At 67.8% G+C, this 20,399-nt stretch carries 20 protein-coding genes; 10 read left to right on the top strand and 10 right to left on the bottom strand.

Going from position 1 to position 20,399, the window contains the following annotated elements:
* The first annotated feature begins 258 nt into the window (after positions 1-258).
* Both J2T21_RS20865 and J2T21_RS10485 read left to right on the top strand, forming a co-directional pair.
* Positions 259-678 (top strand): right-handed parallel beta-helix repeat-containing protein, encoded by a 420-nt coding sequence (locus J2T21_RS20865; RefSeq protein WP_373457923.1) that lies wholly within the window; start codon positions 259-261, stop codon positions 676-678.
* A gap of 97 nt (positions 679-775) precedes the next feature.
* Entirely contained in the window at positions 776-1,261 is a 486-nt protein-coding gene (locus tag J2T21_RS10485; protein WP_307581175.1) for a hypothetical protein, read from the top strand.
* A gap of 15 nt (positions 1,262-1,276) precedes the next feature.
* Here the strand turns inward: J2T21_RS10485 and J2T21_RS10480 are convergent, their stop codons facing one another.
* Both J2T21_RS10480 and J2T21_RS10475 read right to left on the bottom strand, forming a co-directional pair.
* The gene (locus J2T21_RS10480) at positions 1,277-2,212 is read right to left on the bottom strand and encodes a LysR family transcriptional regulator (protein WP_307581172.1); all 936 of its coding nucleotides are present in this window, start codon (positions 2,210-2,212) and stop codon (positions 1,277-1,279) included.
* Positions 2,213-2,296: 84 nt separating this feature from the next.
* Positions 2,297-2,554 carry a hypothetical protein gene (locus tag J2T21_RS10475; RefSeq protein WP_307581170.1) on the bottom strand — a complete coding sequence of 86 codons (258 nt, stop codon included), beginning with the start codon at positions 2,552-2,554 and terminating at the stop codon, positions 2,297-2,299.
* A gap of 134 nt (positions 2,555-2,688) precedes the next feature.
* Here J2T21_RS10475 and J2T21_RS10470 point away from each other — a divergent pair, with 134 nt between their 5' ends.
* Positions 2,689-3,183 carry a hypothetical protein gene (locus J2T21_RS10470; RefSeq protein WP_307581168.1) on the top strand — a complete coding sequence of 165 codons (495 nt, stop codon included), beginning with the start codon at positions 2,689-2,691 and terminating at the stop codon, positions 3,181-3,183.
* Between the two features lie 104 nt (positions 3,184-3,287).
* Here the strand turns inward: J2T21_RS10470 and J2T21_RS10465 are convergent, their stop codons facing one another.
* Positions 3,288-4,325 carry an LLM class flavin-dependent oxidoreductase gene (locus tag J2T21_RS10465; RefSeq protein WP_307581166.1) on the bottom strand — a complete coding sequence of 346 codons (1,038 nt, stop codon included), beginning with the start codon at positions 4,323-4,325 and terminating at the stop codon, positions 3,288-3,290.
* 45 nt (positions 4,326-4,370) lie between these two features.
* On the opposite strand from J2T21_RS10465, the gene J2T21_RS10460 reads away from it, so the two are divergent.
* Positions 4,371-5,033, top strand: coding sequence for a hypothetical protein (locus J2T21_RS10460; protein WP_307581165.1), 663 nt, complete (start codon positions 4,371-4,373; stop codon positions 5,031-5,033).
* A gap of 91 nt (positions 5,034-5,124) precedes the next feature.
* Here J2T21_RS10460 and cspE read toward each other — a convergent pair whose 3' ends face one another.
* The 3 genes from cspE to nirD all read right to left on the bottom strand — a co-directional run bounded on the left by cspE (position 5,125) and on the right by nirD (position 6,715).
* On the bottom strand, positions 5,125-5,328 hold the full coding sequence (gene cspE, locus J2T21_RS10455; protein ID WP_007271190.1) for a transcription antiterminator/RNA stability regulator CspE: 204 nt from the start codon (positions 5,326-5,328) through the stop codon (positions 5,125-5,127).
* Positions 5,329-5,573: 245 nt separating this feature from the next.
* Complete coding sequence (locus J2T21_RS10450) at positions 5,574-6,341, bottom strand: sirohydrochlorin chelatase (RefSeq protein ID WP_307581161.1); 768 nt, start codon at positions 6,339-6,341, stop codon at positions 5,574-5,576.
* Positions 6,338-6,715 (bottom strand): nitrite reductase small subunit NirD, encoded by a 378-nt coding sequence (gene nirD / locus J2T21_RS10445; protein ID WP_307581159.1) that lies wholly within the window; start codon positions 6,713-6,715, stop codon positions 6,338-6,340. The genes J2T21_RS10450 and nirD overlap by 4 nt, the downstream gene beginning before the upstream one ends.
* A gap of 310 nt (positions 6,716-7,025) precedes the next feature.
* Between nirD and nirB the strand changes: the two genes are divergently transcribed.
* Genes nirB through J2T21_RS10430 form a run of 3 tightly spaced genes read left to right on the top strand, consistent with a single transcriptional unit; the run spans position 7,026 to position 11,799 of the window.
* Complete coding sequence (gene nirB / locus J2T21_RS10440) at positions 7,026-9,659, top strand: nitrite reductase large subunit NirB (protein WP_307581158.1); 2,634 nt, start codon at positions 7,026-7,028, stop codon at positions 9,657-9,659.
* Entirely contained in the window at positions 9,656-10,678 is a 1,023-nt protein-coding gene (gene cobA, locus J2T21_RS10435; protein ID WP_307581155.1) for a uroporphyrinogen-III C-methyltransferase, read from the top strand. Before nirB ends, cobA begins: the two co-directional genes overlap by 4 nt.
* On the top strand, positions 10,675-11,799 hold the full coding sequence (locus J2T21_RS10430) for a uroporphyrinogen-III synthase (RefSeq protein WP_307581153.1): 1,125 nt from the start codon (positions 10,675-10,677) through the stop codon (positions 11,797-11,799). Before cobA ends, J2T21_RS10430 begins: the two co-directional genes overlap by 4 nt.
* Before the next feature lie 19 nt (positions 11,800-11,818).
* Here J2T21_RS10430 and J2T21_RS10425 read toward each other — a convergent pair whose 3' ends face one another.
* The gene (locus J2T21_RS10425; protein ID WP_307581151.1) at positions 11,819-13,366 is read right to left on the bottom strand and encodes an MFS transporter; all 1,548 of its coding nucleotides are present in this window, start codon (positions 13,364-13,366) and stop codon (positions 11,819-11,821) included.
* Positions 13,367-13,478: 112 nt separating this feature from the next.
* On the opposite strand from J2T21_RS10425, the gene J2T21_RS10420 reads away from it, so the two are divergent.
* Together J2T21_RS10420 and J2T21_RS10415 are read left to right on the top strand one after the other, a co-directional pair.
* Positions 13,479-14,036, top strand: a complete 558-nt coding sequence (locus J2T21_RS10420; RefSeq protein ID WP_307581149.1) for a TetR/AcrR family transcriptional regulator — start codon at positions 13,479-13,481, stop codon at positions 14,034-14,036.
* On the top strand, positions 14,027-15,286 hold the full coding sequence (locus J2T21_RS10415) for an MFS transporter (RefSeq protein ID WP_307581147.1): 1,260 nt from the start codon (positions 14,027-14,029) through the stop codon (positions 15,284-15,286). Before J2T21_RS10420 ends, J2T21_RS10415 begins: the two co-directional genes overlap by 10 nt.
* A gap of 17 nt (positions 15,287-15,303) precedes the next feature.
* Here J2T21_RS10415 and J2T21_RS10410 read toward each other — a convergent pair whose 3' ends face one another.
* The 3 genes from J2T21_RS10410 to J2T21_RS10400 form a co-directional block, all read right to left on the bottom strand.
* A complete protein-coding gene (locus J2T21_RS10410; RefSeq protein ID WP_307581393.1) occupies positions 15,304-15,930 on the bottom strand; it encodes a trimeric intracellular cation channel family protein in 627 nt (208 codons plus the stop codon).
* 85 nt (positions 15,931-16,015) lie between these two features.
* Positions 16,016-16,567, bottom strand: coding sequence for a DUF1697 domain-containing protein (locus J2T21_RS10405; RefSeq protein ID WP_307581145.1), 552 nt, complete (start codon positions 16,565-16,567; stop codon positions 16,016-16,018).
* A 126-nt stretch (positions 16,568-16,693) separates the two neighbouring features.
* Positions 16,694-18,001, bottom strand: a complete 1,308-nt coding sequence (locus tag J2T21_RS10400; protein ID WP_307581144.1) for an Nramp family divalent metal transporter — start codon at positions 17,999-18,001, stop codon at positions 16,694-16,696.
* A gap of 402 nt (positions 18,002-18,403) precedes the next feature.
* On the opposite strand from J2T21_RS10400, the gene J2T21_RS10395 reads away from it, so the two are divergent.
* Positions 18,404-20,362: a S9 family peptidase gene (locus J2T21_RS10395; protein WP_307581142.1), complete on the top strand. Its 1,959-nt coding sequence runs from the start codon at positions 18,404-18,406 to the stop codon at positions 20,360-20,362.
* Positions 20,363-20,399 lie beyond the last annotated feature (37 nt).

The raw sequence follows: 20,399 nt of genomic DNA, 5'->3' as shown, positions 1-20,399 counted from the left end.
ATCGGCACGGCGCGGATCCCTTCCAAGGCCCCCACGAAGCTTTCCTGCAACACGTCGAGCCCATGCAACTCCGCCCAGGTGCTCTTCGCCAACGGGGCCCAGATGACCGCGGTGTCCTCCAAGTCCAAGGTCAAGGCCGGGACCTACTGGATCGACCACAGGAACCGGTCCATCTTCACGTCCAAGGCCAGCAGCAAGAAGTACAAGTACACCCTGGCCACCACGGCGCGCGCGGCAACGCTGGGCACACGGGCGCGGATGGGCAATGTGACTGTGTCCGGCTATGCCAACCCGGGCAACACCGGGGCTGTGTGGCTGCGCGGCGCCCACTCCACGCTGAGCGGCTCGACCGTCACCTGGAACCACGGCATCGGCGTGCAATCCAACGGCCAGGCCACGGCGGTCCTAGACTCCTTCGTCCGGCGCAACGGCCAAGCGGGCATCAGTGCCTCGGGCGGGAAGAACACCGTGGTGCGGGGAACCGCAATCAGCAAGAACGGATGGGCGGGATTCCGGCCCGCGACCTTCACCGGAGGCATCGCCGCCTCCAACAAGGCCTCGGTAAAGGTTTCCTCCTCCAAGATCCTGGATAACCGCGGGGCTGGAACCCGAGGGGTGCGCGCCAAGAAGGGCGCCAAGGTCTCCGTCGTTTCAAGCACGGTGCGCGGAAACAAATAGGCGCGCGGCCTGCCAGTGCCGGTGTTGCCGGGTGCCCGCGAGGCGAGGACGGTGTCGCGCCGGCCCCTGAACCACCCGACGATTCCGAGGAGGATCGATGAATCTAGTTCCCCTGACCCAACCTGTTTCCGGCCGGGCGGTCTACAGCCTGGCGGACCAGGCCTTTGACTTCGTCCCCACCGATCCCGGGGAAGTGGCGGCGCGCAGGGGTTCGCCTGCCTCGCTGGCACTGGACACCGTGCTTATCGAGGTAGGCATGCCCAACGGCATCCTCCTTTACGTTTGGGGATACTCGCCGCGGTCATCGTGGCTCAGTGTCCCAGGTAGGCCCGAGGGTGCTGTTGACGGGGTGGTGATGGTCGACGAGCCGGCCTTGGGTCCGAGCGGAAGTGTCTCCATTCGCCGCGACCGCAGTGATCCCGCAGAGGTGTGGTGGACGCAATTCGACCCGGAAAGTGGCTGGTGCCGGATCACCCGTGGCGGCGCCGATGGGCGCCTGACGAGGATTGCGACCGACACGGTGATTGGAACCGACGACACCGGCATCACCTCGATGTGGCTGAAGCCGACGTTCGTCCGCTGAGCAAGCCTCCACTGCCTAGCGTCGCTTGGGACCGATGCTTGTCTCAGCCAGCGCCTTGGTCAGCCGGTCCATGAACACCCCGGTCTTGGGGTTGTCCCGGCCTTCGGGCCGCAGCGCGAAGATGCTGCGGGCCAGGCGGATTTCCGGGGCGTCGATGACCTGGATGCCCTCGGGGGCCCGCTGCATGGCCAGCTCCGGGACCAGGGCCGCGCCCAGCCCCGCGGCGGCCAGGTGCAGCGAGGCGTTGAAGTCGTCCGAGTGGGCGACCACGCGCGGGTGGATGTTGAACGCGGCAAAGAGCCGGGAGATCACCGTCGCGTCGGACGTACCCGGGTGGTGCATGATCCAGGGCATGTCGGCCAGCTGGGAGGCGGAAAAGACCGAGGATCCATCGAGCTTCCAGGAAGCGGGGACCACGACGCGGAACGGGTCGTCGCCCAGCCATTGGCGTTCGAGCTGCGCCGGCCAGGCCAGCCCCGCCTGGCCGACCTGGAAGATCAGGGCCAGGTCCAGTTCGCCGTCCCGGCGCAATCCGGTGATGGTCTGGTGCGGCTCTCCCACATTCACGCGCAGCGCGATGCCCAGCCGGTCCCAATCCCTGGAGCCGAGCAGCCGCGGCAGGGCGAAAGTGGCCAGCGAAGGGAAGATCCCGATGCGCAGTTCCTGCAGCGGCTTGCCGCTGGGGTCAAGGTCGGGCGTGGAGGTCGCGGCCATGAGCGCATCGATGTCGGTGAGCACGCGCTTGGCGTGGCGCACCATGGTCAGCGCGGCCGGTGTCGGCTCGATGCTCTTGGCGCTGCGGGCAAAGAGTGTCGTTGAGGTGTCGCGTTCCAGGGCGGACATCTGCTGGGAGACCGCCGAGGGCGTGTAGCCCAGGGCCAGGGCGGCGGCGGCGAAGGACTTGTGCGACACCACTTCCAGCAAGGTGCGCAGATGTACCGGATTGACCACGTGGGGACTCCTGTGCCTGAAGAGGGGTTGGGGACGCGAGCCGGTGGGGCTCGCGCTCCCCTCAATCCTAGGCGGGCACGGGAGCTATTCGGTTTCCTCGGCGAGGACTTCCTCTTCGGTCCACTCCTCTTCGACGGTTTCCTCGTCGTCGTCCTGGTCCTCTGCGGTGAGGTCGTCATCGAGCAGGTACAGGTGTTTGCGCAGCGGATCCAGGGCGGTCATGGTCTCCGGGCTGTCGGAGGAACCCTCGTAGGGCTGGCCGTCACGGCCGTCGTCCGGCTCGTACATGTCGTCGTCAATCGGCTCGTCAAAGACGGTGTCGTCAAAGCTGTTGCCCATCATGTCCCTCTTTCCTCGATCGGGCGGGATTTGCGGCTGAACCCCGATTGATTACAGCCTATGTTGACTCGACGCGTATGGGAATGGGCACTTTTTCGTGCACGGATCAGGGCGCCGCCGCGCGGTATGGTCGATACATGGACAGCGACACCACACCCAGGTTCTTCACCCCGGCCATCAGCCGCACGGCATTGCTTGCCGCCGCCGGAAGGATCCTGGCACCTGCCTTGTGGCTGGGATTGCTGATCGGGATTTCCTTCATCGAGACGCCATTGAAGTTCCTGGCCCCGGGCATGACCCTGGCCCTGGGGCTGGGGATCGGGCAGCTGGTGTTCGCCGCCATGAACATCGTGGAGGTCGTGTTCTTCATCGTGCTCGCTGCCTCCTGCATCAAGCGCGGCCTGGACAAGGCCTTCCTGTGGGTCGCCGCCTCGACCGGCCTGGTGCTGCTGGCCAAGGTCGCCTTGATCCGCCCGTTCCTGGCCCAACGCACCGAGGCGGTGCTGGCCGGTGTCGAGGCCGGCGGATCGAGTTGGCACTATTTCTACATCGCCGCCGACGGGCTGCTGACGATCCTGCTTATCACCCTGCTGGTGATGGGCGTGCGCCGCTGGGTGCTCCCGGGACGCTGAGCCGGGACGGCACCGGGGCACGATGAAGGCCGCGCCGTGCAGTAGCCGGTGAACACGCAGATGCTCGGGGGCCTTCGCACGACGCGGCCTGTTTGGTTGCGGCGCTAGACGCCTGCCGGTGCCATGGCCTTGGCGGTGATCTTCACCGATTCCAGGCGCTGGGCCGGGTCGCTGGCATTGTGCACGGTGATCAGCTCATCGGCCTGCGCGGTGCGCGCGAACTCCTCGAGGTACTGCGCCACGGCCGCCCCGTCGCCGACCGCGGTGTACTTGAGCATGTTCATGATCGAATCCCCGTGCGGGGAATCAAGCAGCATCTCCACCTCGTCGTCGGTGAACTCGACGGGGCGGTTGCGGCCCAGGAAGAGCCGGATGCGGTCGCGGCGGACCTGCTCGAAGATGGCATGGGCCTCGCTGTTGGTCTCGGCGGCCACCACGCCGACGCCGGCGATGACCCAGGGCTCGGCGAGGAATTCGGAGGGCTGGAACTCGTTGCGGTACGCGGTGGTCGCCTGGACGAGCGCGTCGGGGGCGAAATGCGAGGCGAAGGAGTAGGGCAGGCCCAGTTGGGCGGCAAGCCTGGCCCCGAACATGCTGGAGCCCAGGATGTAGAGCGGGACGTTGGTGCCGTGGCCGGGGTAGGCATTGACGCCCTCGATGCGTGATTTCTGCCCGAAGTACGCCTGCAGCTCCAGCACGTCATGCGGGAACGCATCTGAGGCGGAAGGATCCCGGCGCAGGGCCCGGAACGTGGCCTGGTCGGTGCCCGGCGCGCGACCCAGGCCCAAGTCGATGCGGCCCGGGAAGAGCGTTTCCAAGGTGCCGAACTGTTCGGCGATCACCAGGGGGGAGTGGTTGGGCAGCATGACGCCGCCGGCACCCAGCCGGATGGTGTTGGTGTGGTGGGCGACGTGGCCAATGAGCACCGAGGTTGCGGAGGAGGCGATCGAACTCATGTTGTGGTGTTCGGCGTACCAGACGCGTTTGTAGCCGGTCGCCTCGGCGGTTTGCGCCAATTCGACGCTCTGCGCGAAGGTCTCGGCGGCTGAACCGCCGCGGCGGATGGGGGCAAGATCAAGGATCGACATAGGAATGCTCACATAGGCGGCAACCAGCGCCCGCCCGCATTCATTCCCCGGCATCGTGCACACCACACCGCCACCTCATCCGGGCGTAGGCTGTGGGGCATGAGGCGGATTCCGTTGATGCTGGCGCCCGGGCTGCTGGCCTGTTTCCTGGGCGCCTGCACCACCCTTGTGCCGGATCCGCCCGAACCTGCACCCTCCACCCAGGCGAACACCCAGCCACTTCCGCTGCCCGGCGATTGCCCGCAGGCCGGCGCGGTCGAACCGGTGAAGGGCATCGCGGCGGGGACCGATGCCCAGATTGCCGCGGACCTATTGGCTGCGGTGGCACGGTGGACCAACGCCGGAACGGCAATGGTCACCAATGAACCGGCCTGGATCGGCCCCGGGGTGCCCGGGCATTGCCTGGCAGACCTGGCCGAGGCACTCGGGCGGATCAACGCACCGGTGCTGATTGCCGGAAACGCGGACGAGACGCTGGCGAGTTTTCGGTCCGGGATCGTGCAGGAGAACCTGGCGAACCTGAAAACCGCGCAGGCGCAGGGCCGGGCCACCGATGCCAAGCGGGAACTGGCGCTGATCCAGCAGTCGTCACAATCGGAGTCCGGGACGTTTTTGAATCTCGTCGTGCGCCGGTTCGAGAGCGGGTCGGTCCAGCCGGCAGGCATGGAGACATGGTTCGTTATCGTGGGGCCGCCGGAATCGCAGAACTTCGTGTTCCACCTGGAGAGAAAGGCCAGCCCGCACGGATCGTTCAGCTGGTGAGGCGTAAATCGTTAAACAGCAAGGGCGCCACTCCCATAAGGAGTGACGCCCTCGCCTAGTCAGCTAAAAGCCGCAGGTGATGATCCGGAGCTTAGACAGCGCGGATATCGGTGGCCTGCAGGCCCTTCTGGCCCTGGGTAACTTCGAACTCTACGCGCTGGCCCTCTTCGAGCGAGCGGAAGCCGTTCGACTGAATGGCGGAGTAGTGTGCAAAGACATCATCCGAGTTGTCGTCCGGAGCGATGAAGCCGAAGCCCTTTTCGGCGTTGAACCACTTAACGGTACCTGTTGCCATGATGGGTGTGTCCTTTCGAGACTGTCCTGAAATGGGACGTAGGGGAGCGAACTCCACTGTGGAATTCACTTGCAGCTACGTGATTCAACGCGGTTCAGAAAGGTACTCGCCCCGGCAACGGGGTATTTGCACTGCTTTACTGCGAGAAAAACTAGAACTACAAGCTCAACGGTACGCTACTTAACGCCCAGTTACTACCATCGGGGTACTTTCGAGACAAAATTGGCCCGAAAGACCCCGTTTGTTTACCTCTTGGTGGACTGGTGATACCGGTTGACAACGATATCCACCAGCTCCTTCGGAGGACGTTGTGTTGAATCCAAAAGGGGAGCGCTCAGCACGTCGGCGGCGCATTTGGCCGCCAATTGGGCGAAGTGTCCCGGTGCCAGCAGGTAGCTGGCCACCACCGTGCGCCGCCCCGGATTGTGTGATCGGGCATAGGCGAGCGCATCTTCCAGGCGAGGTGCCTCCGCTGAGATGTAGGCAACAGTCACCGGCACCTGCAAACGGCCCGCAAGCAGCTGTGCCATGGTGCGGCAGTCATTGGCCCCCACCGGATCCGTGGTTCCGGCGCAGGCCATGATCACCGCTTCCCCGGGAACCCAGCCCGCCTGCAGCAGCCTCCGGTGCATCACCGCCGCAAGGGAAGCATCGGGGCCCAAGGGGGCGGCCACCGTGGTGCCCGCGCGCAGGGCAGCGGCGGCGCCCAGATCCTTGGAGGCATGGGTGCCGGCAGATAGCAGGAGGGGAACCAGCATGGCCCGATTCCCGGGGTTTATGGTGGGTGAGACCATCAGGTCTTCCACGCGCGGCTGCTGTACATCGACAAATGCGCCGTGCACCGTGATGCCGTCAAGTGCCCTGGCCACCTCCTCAACCAGGGAGAGAACGGCTGCGCTCCCGGTGGGACTATCCGTCCCGTGGGACACCGCCACCAGATCGGGGTAGGGCTCGGCTTCCATCCAGCCGAGCCATGCCGAATGTTCAATGCGTGGTGCGGCGTCGATGCTCATTGTCCGGCCTCCATCCAGAGCGTGTCATCCAGGCGGTGCACGGCGAAGACCGGCAGTGGAGCAGCGGCCGCGCTGAGGCATGCGCCGGTATCCAATCGGTACACCTCCTTGTGCAACGGGCAGGCGACGGTGGGAACCCGGGTGCCGTCGATGGTCTTGTCTCCGAGAATGCCGCGTGCCATGACCTTGGCGCCGGAACCCGGGCAGTGGTGGGAAGCGGCGAAGAACCCGTCGTCCTGGGTGCGGTACACCGCCACCTGGGTCCCTTCAATCCACGCGGCCTCGCCCCAGCCGGGCTCGAGGTCGCCGGTTCGGCACACCTCCACCAGGCCCCGGGCGGTCTCGAGTGCGTTTTCTTCTACTGTTGCAGTCATCGCTTGGGTCCTCTCGTGGTTCCTTAGTTCGATGGACCGAGCCTAGAAGTGCCGTGTTACACGCGATGCGATCCCGCATTGCACGCCGGTAAACCCCGGCTCACGGGCCCGCCCCCGGCCGGTGAACCTCCGGGGAGGGGGCGGCAACTGTTAATGGCATGTTTCGGCGACCTCACGGGACGCCTTGTGTTTGGGACACAGAGTTGTCCTGCACGAAACAAGGAGGAAATTGGTAGGCAAAGCGCGTTTCCTAAGCTGAAGGCAATCAAGCACGCGTCACAAGCGCAAGAGTGAAAGTCGGGTAACAGGCATGGGTACAGGAAACGGCATACGCCGCATCGTGGTCATCGGTGGCGGGCCAGCCGCACATCGCTTCACCGAAGCCATGGCTGCCCGCGAACCAAGCAATCTCGAAATCGTCGTACTGACCGAGGAAGCGCATGTTCCCTATGACAGGGTTGCCCTGACCAAGGCGCTGACCAATACCTCGGTGGACCTCACGCTGGGGGATCCGGGACTCTGGGCCCGTGAAAACGTCACCCTTGAAACCGGTGCCGGCGTGAAATCACTGGACAGCATCAACAAGCAAGTGACCACCCACGACGGGCGCAGCTTCGGCTACGACGAACTGGTCCTGGCCACCGGATCGAATGCGGCAACACTGCCGATCCCGGGCAACGAGCACACCCACGTGTACCGCACGCTCGAGGATGTCTGGGCGATCAACGCCGGCATTCAGGCGCTCGCCGCTCAACTGGGGCGCAAGCCCGTGGTCGCCACCATCGGTGGCGGACTGCTGGGGCTCGAGGCGGCTGCCGGCTCCCAGTCGTTGGGTGCCGAGGCAGTGGTCATCGATGGCGGCAAATGGCTGATGGGCACCCAGCTGGATGAGGGCGCGGGCCAGGCCATGGGCCGATTGATCGCGCAGACCGGATTCACGGTCCATGGCGGGGTCTTCCCCAAGGAAGTCACCACCGAAACGGTGGACGGCGTCGACAAGGTCACCGGCGTGCTGATGGCCGATGACAAACACATCGCCGCCGACATGGTCATTGTCTCCATCGGTGTGCGTCCCCGCGATGAGCTGGCCCGGAACCACAACCAGGTCCTCGAGGAGGGCAACACGCAGGTGCCGGTCTTTGGCATCGGCCCGCGCGGCGGCATCGAGATCGACGAGCACTGCGCCACCGCGGTGCCCCACGTCTGGGCCATCGGCGAGGTAGCGAATTTCGCCGGGCTGTGCATCGGACTGGTGGCCCCGGCCAACGCCATGGCCGAGGTGCTCGCGGCGCACCTGCAGGGCGGGGACGCCGAATTCACCGGCTTCGACACCGCCACCAAGCTCAAGCTCTCCGGGGTCGACGTGGCCAGCTTCGGCGACGGGTTCGCCCGCACCGAGGGCGCGCTCGAGGTCGTCTACGCCGACGCGGCCCGCGGCCTGTACCAAAAGATCGTCGTCTCCGCCGATGCCAAGGTGCTGCTCGGCGGGATCTTTGTGGGCGACGCGAGCCCCTACCAGTCCCTGCGTCCGCTGCTGGGCCGCGAGCTGCCCGCCGAGGCCGGCGCCTACCTCAGCGCGCTGGGCGGCGAGGTCCCCGACGGGGACCTGCCCGATGACGCGGTGCTGTGTTCCTGCAACTCCGTCTCCGTCGGCGCCATCAAGGACGCGGTCGGCGGCTGCGGGTCCTGCGAGGGCAGCGAACCGGTCAACGACCTGGCCTCGCTGAAGACCTGCACGCGCGCCGGAACGCAGTGCGGCTCCTGCGTGCCGATGCTCAAGAAGCTCATGGAGTCGGAAATGACCAGGAACGGCGTCGTCGTCTCCACCGCCATGTGCGAGCACTTCGAACTCTCGCGCGCCGAGCTCTTCGAGGCGGTCCAGCTGGCGGGGCTGCACAGCTACCCGCAGGTCATGGAGCGCTTCGGAAAGGGCAGCGGCTGCGACATCTGCAAGCCCGTCATCGCCTCGGTGCTCGCGTCCCAGACCTCGCGGCACCCCATGGAAGCCGGCCTGGCCGGCGCGCAGGACACCAACGACCGCGTCATGGCCAACATGCAGAAGGACGGCACCTACTCGGTGGTCCCGCGCATCCCGGGCGGCGAGATCACCCCGCAGAAGCTCGGCGTGATTGCCGCGGTCGCGGCGAAGTACAACCTCTACACCAAGCTCACCGGCGGGCTGCGCATCGACATGTTCGGGGCCCGGCTCGAGCAGCTGCCGGAGATCTGGAAGGAATTGGTGGACGCCGGATTCGAGTCCGGGCAGGCCTACGGCAAGTCGCTGCGCAACGTGAAGACCTGCGTCGGCTCCTCCTGGTGCCGCTACGGGATGCTGGACTCGGTGGCCATGGGCATCGAAATGGAGCTGCGCTACCGCGGGCTGCGCGCCCCGCACAAGTTCAAGATGGGGGTCTCGGGATGTGCCCGCGAATGTGCCGAGGCCCGGGCCAAGGACGTCGGCGTCATTGCCACCGCCGAAGGCTGGAACCTCTACGTGGGCGGCAACGGCGGTGCGAACCCCGCCCACGGGCAGCTGCTGGCCGGGGGGATCGATGATGCCACCCTCATCCGCTACATCGACCGGTACCTGATGTACTACATCCGCACCGCCGACAGGCTCCAGCGCACCGCGCACTGGATGCAGGACCTGGACGGCGGCATCGCCCACGTGCAGCGCGTGGTGGTCCAGGACTCCCTGGGCCTGGGCGCGGAACTCGAGGCGGCCATGGAAACCCACGTGGGCAACTACCGGGACGAATGGGCCGCCACGCTCGCGGACCCGGAAAAGCTGCGCCGCTTCCGCTCCTTCGTTAATGCCCCGGACCAGAGGGACGAGGACCTCGCCTACGTCCCCGAGCGCGGGCAGCACCGCCCCGCCGAGCCGGTGCGCCTCGGCGCCACCATTTCCGTCGGCGCCCCGACCACGGCCCAGGAGCCATCATGATCGCCAACTCGCTGCAAGTGCACGGCCAATTCGTCCTGGTCGCCGGCGCCCGCTGGGCCGCCCGGCACGTGGTCTCACGCTACGTGTCCGCCGGTGCCCTGGTGCTTCGGGCACACCACCCGCACGAGCTGGAGGACCACCGCGGCTTGATGGGTTCGGTCCGGCTGCTGGTCGCCGTCGATGACGGTGCCCCGGGCTGGGAGGTCCTTCAGGAGCTGGCGCACCGCGAATCGATCCTGCTCTCGCGCGAGTACGCGGCCTCCCGCAACGGCAGCATCACGCTGGTCGGCGGGGGACCGGGCAGCTCCGGCCTGCTCACGGTGCGCGGCGCCGCCGCGCTGGCGAACGCGGACGTCATCTTCCACGACCGACTGGGCCCGGGCCAGGAGCTGGCCGCCATGGCACCCGGCGCGCAACTGGTGGATGTGGGCAAGGCGCCGGGGAACCACAAGGTGCCCCAGGAACGGATCAACCTGCTGCTCATCGCCGAGGCGCGGGCCGGGCGCACCGTGGTGCGGCTCAAGGGCGGGGACCCCTTCGTCTTCGGCCGCGGGTCCGAGGAACGCGACGCCGCGCTGGCCGCGGGCATCCCGGTCACGGTGGTCCCGGGGATCAGCAGCGCGATCTCGGTGCCCGGCGCCGCCGGGATCCCGGTGACCGCGCGCGGGGTTTCGAAGTCCTTCACCGTCATCTCGGGCCACGACCCCTTCACCGAGACCGAGCTGGTGCACCTGGCCGGGATCGGCGGGACGCTGGTGGTGCTCATGGGCGTGGCCACGCTGCAGCAAAACGTTGCCGGGCTGCTGCGCCGCGGCCTGGCGCCCGACACCCCGGCGGCCATCATCGAACGCGGCTTCTGCGACACCCAGCGCAGCACCCGCGCCACCCTGGGCACGCTGTCGGCAACCGCGCGGGCGGCAGGCTGCTCGAACCCCGCGGTCATCGTGATCGGGGGCGTGGCCGCACTCGGTGCGGGCGCGGACGACATCGCAGCCCTGCTGCCGGCGGCCGCGCGATGAGCGCCACGGCAAGGACCGGAACCGGCGGGGTGCTGTCCGGATTCCGCATCGCGGTGACCTCGCAGCGGCGCTCGGCCGAACTCATCGAGGCCCTTGAACGCCGCGGGGCGCAGGTGCTGCACGCCCCCGCCCTGGCCACCGCCCCACTGCAGGGGGAGACGGAGCTGCTCGGAAGCACCCGCCGGGTGCTTCAGCTTCGCCCGGACTTCGTGCTGGTGTGCACCGCCTACGGGTTCCGTCGCTGGTTCGAGTCCGCGGAGGCAGCCGGGATGGGGGAGGCGCTGGCGGCGGTGCTGCATCGATCCCGGATCCACGTGCGCGGGCCCAAGGCCCTGGGCGCGGTGCGCGCCCTCGGATTTGACGCCGAATCGGTGGCCGCCGACGAGCTGACCGGCACGCTGGTGGCCGAGCTGGCCCCGGATCTGGCCGGCAAAACGGTGGTGCTGCAGCACCACGGGCACCCCGACACCGAGGCCACCGCCGCGCTGCTGGCGGCCGGAGCCGCGGAAGTGGTGGGGATCAGCCCCTACCGCTGGGTCGCCCCGGAGCAACCCGGGAAGCTGGAGGTGCTGCTGCGCGCGCTGTGCTCCGGTGCCCTGGACGTGCTCACCTTCACCAGCGCCCCGGCGGTGCACGCCCTGCTGGATGCCGCCCGCCTGCACGATTGCCTCGACGAGGTGCTGGCGGCCTTGCAGTCCACGGTGTGCACCGTGGCGGTGGGACCGGTGACGGCGGCCCCGCTGCGCGCGGTGGGCATCGAGCCGCTGGTGCCGGAGCGGCACCGGATGGGTGCGATGATCCGCCTGCTGATCGAGCACCTGGGGACCAACGGATCGGTCCACTGCGCCACGGCGCTGGGGAACCTGAAGCTGCGCGGGGACACCGTGGAGCTGGAGGGGGCGGGGGAGGCACGGGGGCTGGGGGAGTCGCAGCTGCGGATCTTCAGGTCCCTGGTCTTGGCCGGAGGCAACGTGGTCACCCGGCCCGCACTGGCGGCGCTGCTGCCCGCCGGGTCCTCGGACCACGCGCTGGACATGGCGGTGAGCCGGCTGCGCCGCGCGTTGCCCGACGCCCGGCTCATCTCCACGGTCCTCAAACGCGGTTACCGGCTCAACGCCTGAGCCGGCCACCGCGCGCCGGCTAGGCCGCCGGCTGCTCCTTGACCGAACGCAGCGCGATCGCCACGATCACCGCGGAGGCCAGGGCCAGCACCATGGCGATTGCCGAGGTGTAGACCACGCCCCTGTCGAAGGCGTGCGCGGCGGATTCCAGCAGCCTGCCGGCCGCAGGCTCGCCCAGGGACCTGGCCACCTCGTGCGCGCCGCCCAGGGTCTGCCGGGCCGTCTCGGCCGCGTCCTCGCCCAACCGCCCGGGGACCTGGATGTTGTTGCGGTACACGGCATTGAGGATCGAACCCAGCACGGCCGTGCCGAGCACCGAGCCGACCTCGTAGGCGGTTTCGGAGATCGCCGAGGCCGCACCGGCCTGGGCCGGGGGCACCGCGGAAAGCGCCATGTCGTTGGACAGGGTCTCGCTCATGCCCACGCCCGCGCCCAGCACGCCGAAGGCCACCATGAGCATCGGCACCGAGCCGGACTGGCCGGCCAGCATCACGATGCCGTAGGCCAGCGCGTTCAGGCCCAGTCCCCACACCATCACGTGCTTCACGGCGAAGCGGCTGGCCAGCCGCACGGCCAGCAGGCCGAAGCCGACCGTCAGCGCCAGGCCCGGCAGCATCAGCACCCCGGCCATCATCGGGGTGTAGCCGGCGACCAGCTGCAGGTGCTGGGAGATGAAGTAGATGAAGCCGACCAGCGCAAAAATGCTCAGCAGGTTCACCGCCAGGGCCGAGGAGAAGGACGGGTTGGCGAACAGGCGCACATCCAGCATCGGGTTGGCGCGCCCCAGCTGGCGCCGGGTGAAGGTCACCCCGGCGGCGATGCCCACGGCAATGGCCAGGCACGGGAGCACCGGGGATCCGGCGGCGGTCAGTTCCTTGATGCCGTAGACGATCGGCAGCAGGGTCATGATGGCCAGCCCGATGGAGATCGGGTCGATGGCACCGGGGTTCGGGTCGCGGGATTCGGGGACCAGGGCCGGGGCCAGCACCAGCAGCGGCAACAACATCGGGACGGCCAGCAGGAAGACCGAACCCCACCAGTAGTGCTCGAGCAGGAAGCCGCCGACGATCGGGCCCAGGGCGGCGCCGCCGGAGAACCCGGCGGCCCAGATGGCGATGGCCTTGCGGCGCTCGAGCGGGTCGGTGAAGATGTTGCGGATCAGCGAGAGCGTGGCGGGCATCAGCATGGCCCCGAAGATGCCCAGCAGCGCGCGGGCGGCAATGAGCTGCTCGGCGCTGGTGGCAAAGGCGGCGGCCGCGGAAACGGCGGCGAATCCGCTGGAGCCGACCAGCAGCAACCTGCGGCGGCCGAAGCGGTCGCCGAGCGATCCCATGGGCACCAGCAGTCCGGCGAGCACCAACGGGTAGATGTCGATGATCCACAGCAACTGGTTTCCGCTGGGGGTCAGCGCCTCCGAGAGTGCGGGAACGGCGAAGCTGAGCACCGTGTTGTCCACCGAGATCAGCAGGACCGGGAACATGAGCACGGCAAGGGCCACCCAGCGTCGGCGGTGCATGGATCCGGTGTTCGTCTGCGGGGTTTGGTGGCTCAGGCGGGGAGTTCTCATGGGGGATCTGTTTCCTGAATGGGTATGTGCGGGCTGACAACAGTAACTGTACCGTCCGGACGGTACAGTTACAATGTGACGATGCCTACGTGAAAGGGATAGGGTTCACTACATGTCTCGACCGCCATTAGCCAAGGAAAAGATCGTCGACGCCTACGCCTCGATGCTCTGCGACGAGGGCGAACGCGCGGCGACCATCGAGGCCACCGCCGCACGCGCCGGCGTCTCCAAGGGCGGGTTGCTGTACCACTTTGCCTCCAAGGAGGCCCTGGCCCAGGCCGTCATCGAGGGGCTGCTCCAGGCGCACGCCGATGACCTGGAGCGCATGTCCGCATCCCCGGAGGGGGCCTCGCGCTACTTCGTGCGCACCTCCACCGTCATCGGCAGCGACCTGGACAGGTACTTCCTGGCCGTGCTGCGCCTGGCCCAGTCCGGGCACGAGCCCTCCATCGAGGCGCTGGAAAAGGTGCACGCCGGATGGCTCGACTTGATCCATGTCGAGGTGAAGGACAAGTACGTGGCCGAGACCATCATGCTCATCGGCGAAGGGCTGTACTACCAGACCTCCATGCCCGGGCCCTGGTCCAAGGGAACCTTCGCCAAGGACCTGGAACACCTGCTGATCCAGGTGGAACGACTCAGGAACGGTAACCAAGCCCCATGCCACTGACCCCACCCCGACAAAAGCTGGCCGGCCGGATCGGTGCGTTGTTGGGCATCATCCTGATGGCCCTGTCCCTGCGTGCGGCCGTGGTCTCGGTGCCCCCGCTGCTGGGAAGCATCGGTCCGGAACTGGGATTCGACTCCTTTTCCACCGGCCTGCTGGCCATGCTGGCCCCCGTGGTCTTTGCCGGGTTCGGGCTGCTGACCCCGCGCCTGATCCGCTGGTGGGGGTTGGAGAAGGTGCTGGTGGGCGCGGTCCTGCTGGCCGTGGCCGGGCAGCTGCTGCGCGCCGCCGTGGGGGATGTGGCAAGCTTCCTGCTGCTCTCGGTCATCACCCTGGCCGGGTACGGCATGGGCAACGTGGTGCTGCCGCCGCTGGTGAAGAAGTACTTCCCGGACTACCTGGCGATCGTCACCTCGGGTTATGTCACGATGCTGGCGGTGGGCACCTGGATGGCCCCGCAATTCTCCGTGCCGCTGTCCAACGCCACCGGCAACTGGCGCACCTCCATCGCCGCCTGGGCGCTGCTGTCGGCCGTGGTCCTGGTGCCCTGGGGCATCCAGATCTTCCGGGACCGCAAGAGCCCGCGCCCGGACACCCCGCTGGTCAACGGGCTGGTGGCAGCGCCCCCGGCACGGATCAACCCGTGGAAGTCCCCGGTCGCCTGGGGCCTGGCGATCTTCCTGGCCGGAAACTCGGCCCAGACCTACGTCTACTTCACCTGGATGCCGCCCTACCTCTCCGAGCAGGGGCTGGACACCATGACCGCCGGTTCGATGCTGGCCCTGTTCGCGATCCTGGGCCTTCCGGTGAGCCTGCTGGTGCCTTTGTGGGTTCCGCGCCTGCGCCACCCGATCCTTGCGGTGCTGGTCTTCACGGCCTTCTGGATCACCGGCCACCTGGGCCTGTATCTCTCACCGACCGATCACACCGTGCTGTGGGTCGTCTCCGCCGGGCTGGGACAGGGCACCTTCGCCATTGCCCTGCTGATGATGAACCTGCGCTCGCGCAGCACCTACGGCTCCGGCGTGCTGGCCGGCTTCAGCCAGGGGCTGGGATATGCCGGTGCGGCGATCGCCCCGTTGCTCTTTGGCATCGTCAAGGACGCCACCGGCGGCTGGAGCGCCTCGTTCGCGATGCTTGGGGTGTGCCTGATCGTGATGCTCACCGGTGCGGTCATGATCAACGGCCCGCGCAAGATCGAGGACGCCAAGGGCGAGCCGGAGCACCACGCCCAGCTCGAGCGCGTGACCTGACGAATCCCGTCCTCCCGCTAGTGCAGTTCGATGTCGCGGTGCCAGGGCCCGACCGCCTTGGGCACGCGCCAGCGGAACTTCAGCGAGAGCAGGCGCAGGAGGAAGACGACGGCCGCGACGGCCAGCTCCCACACCCAGCCCCTCACGCCCACGACCCACAGCCCGGCCACGAGTCCGGCACCCAGCATGGCCGGGACCGCATAGATGTCTCGCGGGTCGAAGATCGAGGGGGTCTTGTTGGCGACCACGTCGCGCAGCAACCCGCCGCCCACCGCGGTGGTGACGCCCAGCAGCGTGGCGGCAAAGGGATTCATCCCTGCCTCCAGCGCCTTGATCGTGCCGGCGGTGCAGAACAGGGCCAGGCCGGCGGCATCAAAGACCAGCAGCGGGCGCATGAGCCGTTGCACGCCCGGGGCCACGAAGTAGACCAGCAACGCCGCCAGGGTCGGCGGAATGAAGTAGTACGGGTTCTGGAACGCGGTGGGCACCACGCCCAGGACCAGGTCGCGCACGATGCCGCCGCCGATCCCGGTCAGCCCGGCCAGCAGCAGGGATCCGATGATGTCGAAACCGCGCCGTGCGGCCAGCAGCGACCCGGAGACGCCAAAGAAGAAGACTCCCAGGAGGTCGAAGAGCAGGGGCATGGTCAACGGGTCGTGTCCTCGGGTTTCATGTTCGCGGGCGGTGCGGCACTGGAAGTTCCATTACAACATGGGCGGTGCGGCGGTTTCACCGCGCCAGGGAGCGAAGCGCAACCAGGACCTTGTCGATGGTGTTCATGTTCCGGGTGGTCACCAGCGTGGAGAAGGCGGCCTTGGCGAAGTGCCTGGCCAGGGGCGTGCCCAGGGAATCCCCGCGTGGAACCTCCCAGCAGATGCACGCGCCCAGCTGTGCCACGCGCTCGGAATCCGCGGGGTCCGGGGCGCTGCCCAGGATGGCGGCGGCCTCTTTCTCGCCGGGCGTGAGCACCAGGTAGCGGTGCCGTTGCACACCGTTGTCGGGAGAAGTGAAGGGGTAGTGCGCCGTGATCGACTCCAGCTGGTCCCCGTCCCGGACGATCACCCCGATGTCCCGGCCGTAGCGCTCCCGCAGGGCCCGCTCGACGGCGTCCTTCACGCGCGAGGGGCGGGCTTCGGCGGTTCCGACCACCACGTTGCCGCTGGCCAGCAGGGTCTTCACCGGGGCGAATCCGGACTCCTGCAGCAGCGAGGCGAGGTCCTTCATCAGGACCTTGACCCCGCCGACGTTGACCCCGCGCAGGAAGACAGCATAGAAGTTCATGGGGCCAAGTCTGCGCCGGGCGCGCAGGTGCTGTCCATTCCCACCCGGATGCACGAACGGGGCCGCACCCCGCGAAAAGCGGATACGGCCCCGTGGGGTTTGGTGCGTTGCACCGAACGGGAAGTGCTAGCCCTCCCAGAGCGGCGAGACGGCCTTGTACAGCTGTTGGACGCCCAGGGAAATGAACAGGGCGGCGGTGATGGCCAGCAGGACGTTGGTGTGGACCTTGTTCGCCCAGACCTTGGGGATCCGCTTGCCGTTGAGCAGGCCCAGCAGGGTCACGGCGAGGAACGGCATGAACAGCGAGCCGAGCACGCCGTAGGCCAGGATCAGGGCGATCGGCTTGTCCAGCAGGAACAGCACCATCGGCGGGAAAGTGAGCCACAGGACGTAGAACTTGAAGTACTTGCCGCCCACGCGGGTGTCCGGGTGCCCGGATTCCTTGCCGCGGATGTTGCCCCAGAAGTCGGCGAACATCAGCGAGACGCCGTTCCACACCCCGATGATCGAGGAGAAGGAGGCTGCCCAGAAACCCACCAGGAAGCCGGTGCCCACCACGTTGCCGTACTTCTCGTTGAGCACGGTGGTCAGGTCCAGCAGGCCGGCATCGCCGGCGCTCAGCGAGACGCCCGCGGCGCGCACGACCTCGGCGCCGACGATCAGCATGGCGATCACGAAGATGCCGGTGATCACATAGGCCATGGAGTTGTCGATCCGCATGACCTTCATCCACTTGGGCGTGTACCAGCCCTTCTCGCGCAGCCAGTAGCCGTAGGCGGCCAGGGTGATGGTGCCGCCGACGCCGCCGGCGAGCGCCAGGGTGTAGACCACCCCGCCGGAGGGGATCATCGGGATCAGGCCGGAAAACATCTCGGGGATGTTCGGTGCGGCAATGATGGCCAGGCCCACGACGGTGACGAACATGATGCCCACCAGCACCGCGGTGATCTTCTCGAAGAAGGAGTAGCGGCCGAACCAGACCATGGCGAAGCCGGCCAGGCCCATCAGGACGGCCCAGATCTTCAGGTCCACGCCCGGGAACAGGGCTGCCAGCGGCATGGCCGCCGAGGACATCGCGGTGGCGCCGTAGACGAAGCCCCAGATGATGATGTACGGGCCGAAGTACCAGGTGGTCCACTTGCCCAGGGACTTCCAGCCCTCGAAGATGGTCTTGCCGGTGGCCAGGGTGAAGCGCCCGGCACCCTCGACCAGGATGATCTTCAGCACGACGCCGATGATCACGGCCCAGAGCAGGGCGTAGCCGTAGCGGGAGCCGGCCACCAGGGTGGCGACCATGTCGGCTGCGCCGACGCCGGTGGCCGCGACGACCAGGCCGGGACCGACGATCTTCCATTTGGCGGGCTTGCCGCCGTCGTCGTCGATGCGGTCGGCGTGCAACGCCTTGACCGCTGGTGCATTCTCTTCTGTTGGCATGGGCCTGTGCTTCCTGATCCTTGTGGTTGCCGTAGGTGCCTGGGATGTCTCCCGCGGGGCGGCACATCCGGCACGATCCTTCGCATCCCGCGGGCCGGCACGCTACCCGTCGGACGTCCTGCGGCGGAAGTCGTCCGCCGGCGGCGCAGGGGACCGGCCCGAAACGGGAGCGCAACGCTGCGGTTCCATGTGGGCCAAGTCCCGTGCGAGAGTCTTGTCACAGACAAAGCTATAGGTGATCGCCCGCACACCGGTGCTTGTCCGCCCATTCCTAACACTTTCTTAGGGAACCGGCCGGTGGGACGTTTTGGCGTTTCCGGCACAGCCCTGCCCTGCAACCGCAGCGGCGGGCCGCACCGCGGAAGGGTTCAACCGAGCGTGCAGGAAGGCTAGGATCGCAGCATGACTACGCGTTTGCCCTACGGCTCCTGGCCCTCGCCCATTTCCGCCGCGCAGGTGGCGGCCGGAACCACGCCGGTGGGCGGCGGCGGTTTCGTCGGGGAGGAATTGTGGTGGCTCGAGGGCCGCCCGGCCGAGGGCGGGCGGCTGACCGTCCTGGCCCGGGCCGCTGCATCCGACGCTCCGGCGCGCGAACTCGTGGCCGCGCCGTTCAATGTCCGCAGCCGCGTGAACGAATACGGCGGGGCGTCCTGGGCCGCAGTGGGCACCGGGGACGGGCAGAAGCTGGTGTTCGCGAACTTCCGCGACCAGCGCCTCTACCTCGTCGATGCCCACGGCGGCACGCCCGTTCCCCTGACCCCGGAGTCTTCCGGGGCCGACGGGGATCCGGCCCTGCGCTTCGCCGAGATCATCCAGGGACCCGGCGGGCACGTGCTGGCCATCTGCGAGGACCACCGCACACAGCTGCGCCGCTACATCGCCGCGATCCCGCTCGACGGCTCCGCCGCCGCGGATCCCGCCGCGCTTCTCGAGGTCACGGCCTCCTCGCGCTTTGTCGCGGCCCCGCGACTGAACCCCTCGGGCAGCAGGATCAGCTGGATTTCCTGGGAACACCCGCAGATGCCCTGGGACGGGACCGAACTTCACGTGGCCGACCTCAGGGACCTGGCGGCCGCGAACGACAGGGTGCTGGCCGGTTCCACGACCGAATCGGTGCTGCAACCCGAATGGCTCGACGAGGACCGGCTCGTGTTCATCTCCGACCGCAACGGCTGGTGGAACCCCTACCTGCACGATCTGTCCTCTTCGGCCCAGCGCCCGCTGTGCGAAAGGGAAGAGGAATTCGCCGGACCGCTGTGGACCGTGGGACAGAGCTGGTACAAGGTCATCGATGCCAACACCCTGCTGCTGACCCACGGCACCCACGGAAGCTCGCTGGCCACGCTGGATGTTCCCAGCGGCAAGCTGCAGCAGCTCGTGCTGCCCTTCACCCGCATCTCGCCCACCGGGCTGCGCGGCAACGAGTTGCTGGCCACCGCCACCTCGCTGGTTCAGGGCGACGGGCTGCGGCTGATCGACCTGGACACCCTGGCGGTGCAAAACATCTCCCTGGCCCTGAAGGACCTACCCGACCCCGAGGCGCTGCCCGGCGCCGAGGCCATGGAATTCACCGCCGCCGACGGCTCGCGCGTCTACGCCCACGTGTACGAGCCAAGGCTCGGAAACCTCACCGGGTCCACGGACGAGCTGCCACCCTACGTGGCCTTCGTGCACGGCGGGCCCACCTCCCAGGCGTTCGCGCAGCTTTCGCTGTCCATCGCCTACTACACCTCCCGCGGCATCGGGGTGGTGGATGTGAACTACGGGGGATCCACCGGGTTCGGCCGCGCCTACCGCCGGCGGCTGAACGGGCAATGGGGAGTGGTCGACGTCCAGGACACCGTCGCTGTGCTCGAGGGCCTGGCGGCCGCCGGCATGGCGGATCCGAAGCGCCTGGCCATCGAGGGCGGGAGTGCCGGAGGCTGGACCGTGCTGTCCGCGCTGACCACCACCAAGACCTTCTCCGCGGGCATCTCCCGCTACGGGGTCTCGGACCTGGTCGGCCTGGTGCGCGACACCCACGACTTCGAATCGCGCTACATGGACTCGTTGGTCGGCCCCTACCCCGAGGCCGCCGAGCTCTACGCGCAACGCGCGCCGATCAACCACGTTGCGGACATCAGTTGCCCGGTGCTGCTGCTGCAGGGGGACCAGGACAAGGTGGTGCCCCCGGCCCAGTCCCAGGTGGTCGCCGATGCGCTGGCCGCCAACGGGATCCCGCACGCCTATGTGCTCTACGAGGGCGAGCAGCACGGCTTCCGCCGCGCCGAGAACATCGTCAACGCGCTGGAAACCTCCCTCGGTTTCTATGCCGCGGTGTTCGGCTTCGAATCCGACGTCCCGGTGCTCAAGCTCAGCTAGCCACCACGCAGCCTTCCGCCCGCACACCCGCCCAACG

The organism is Paeniglutamicibacter psychrophenolicus, from assembly GCF_030812255.1.
GTDB lineage: Bacteria > Actinomycetota > Actinomycetes > Actinomycetales > Micrococcaceae > Paeniglutamicibacter > Paeniglutamicibacter psychrophenolicus_A.
This window is presented reverse-complemented; position numbering and strand designations above follow the sequence as displayed.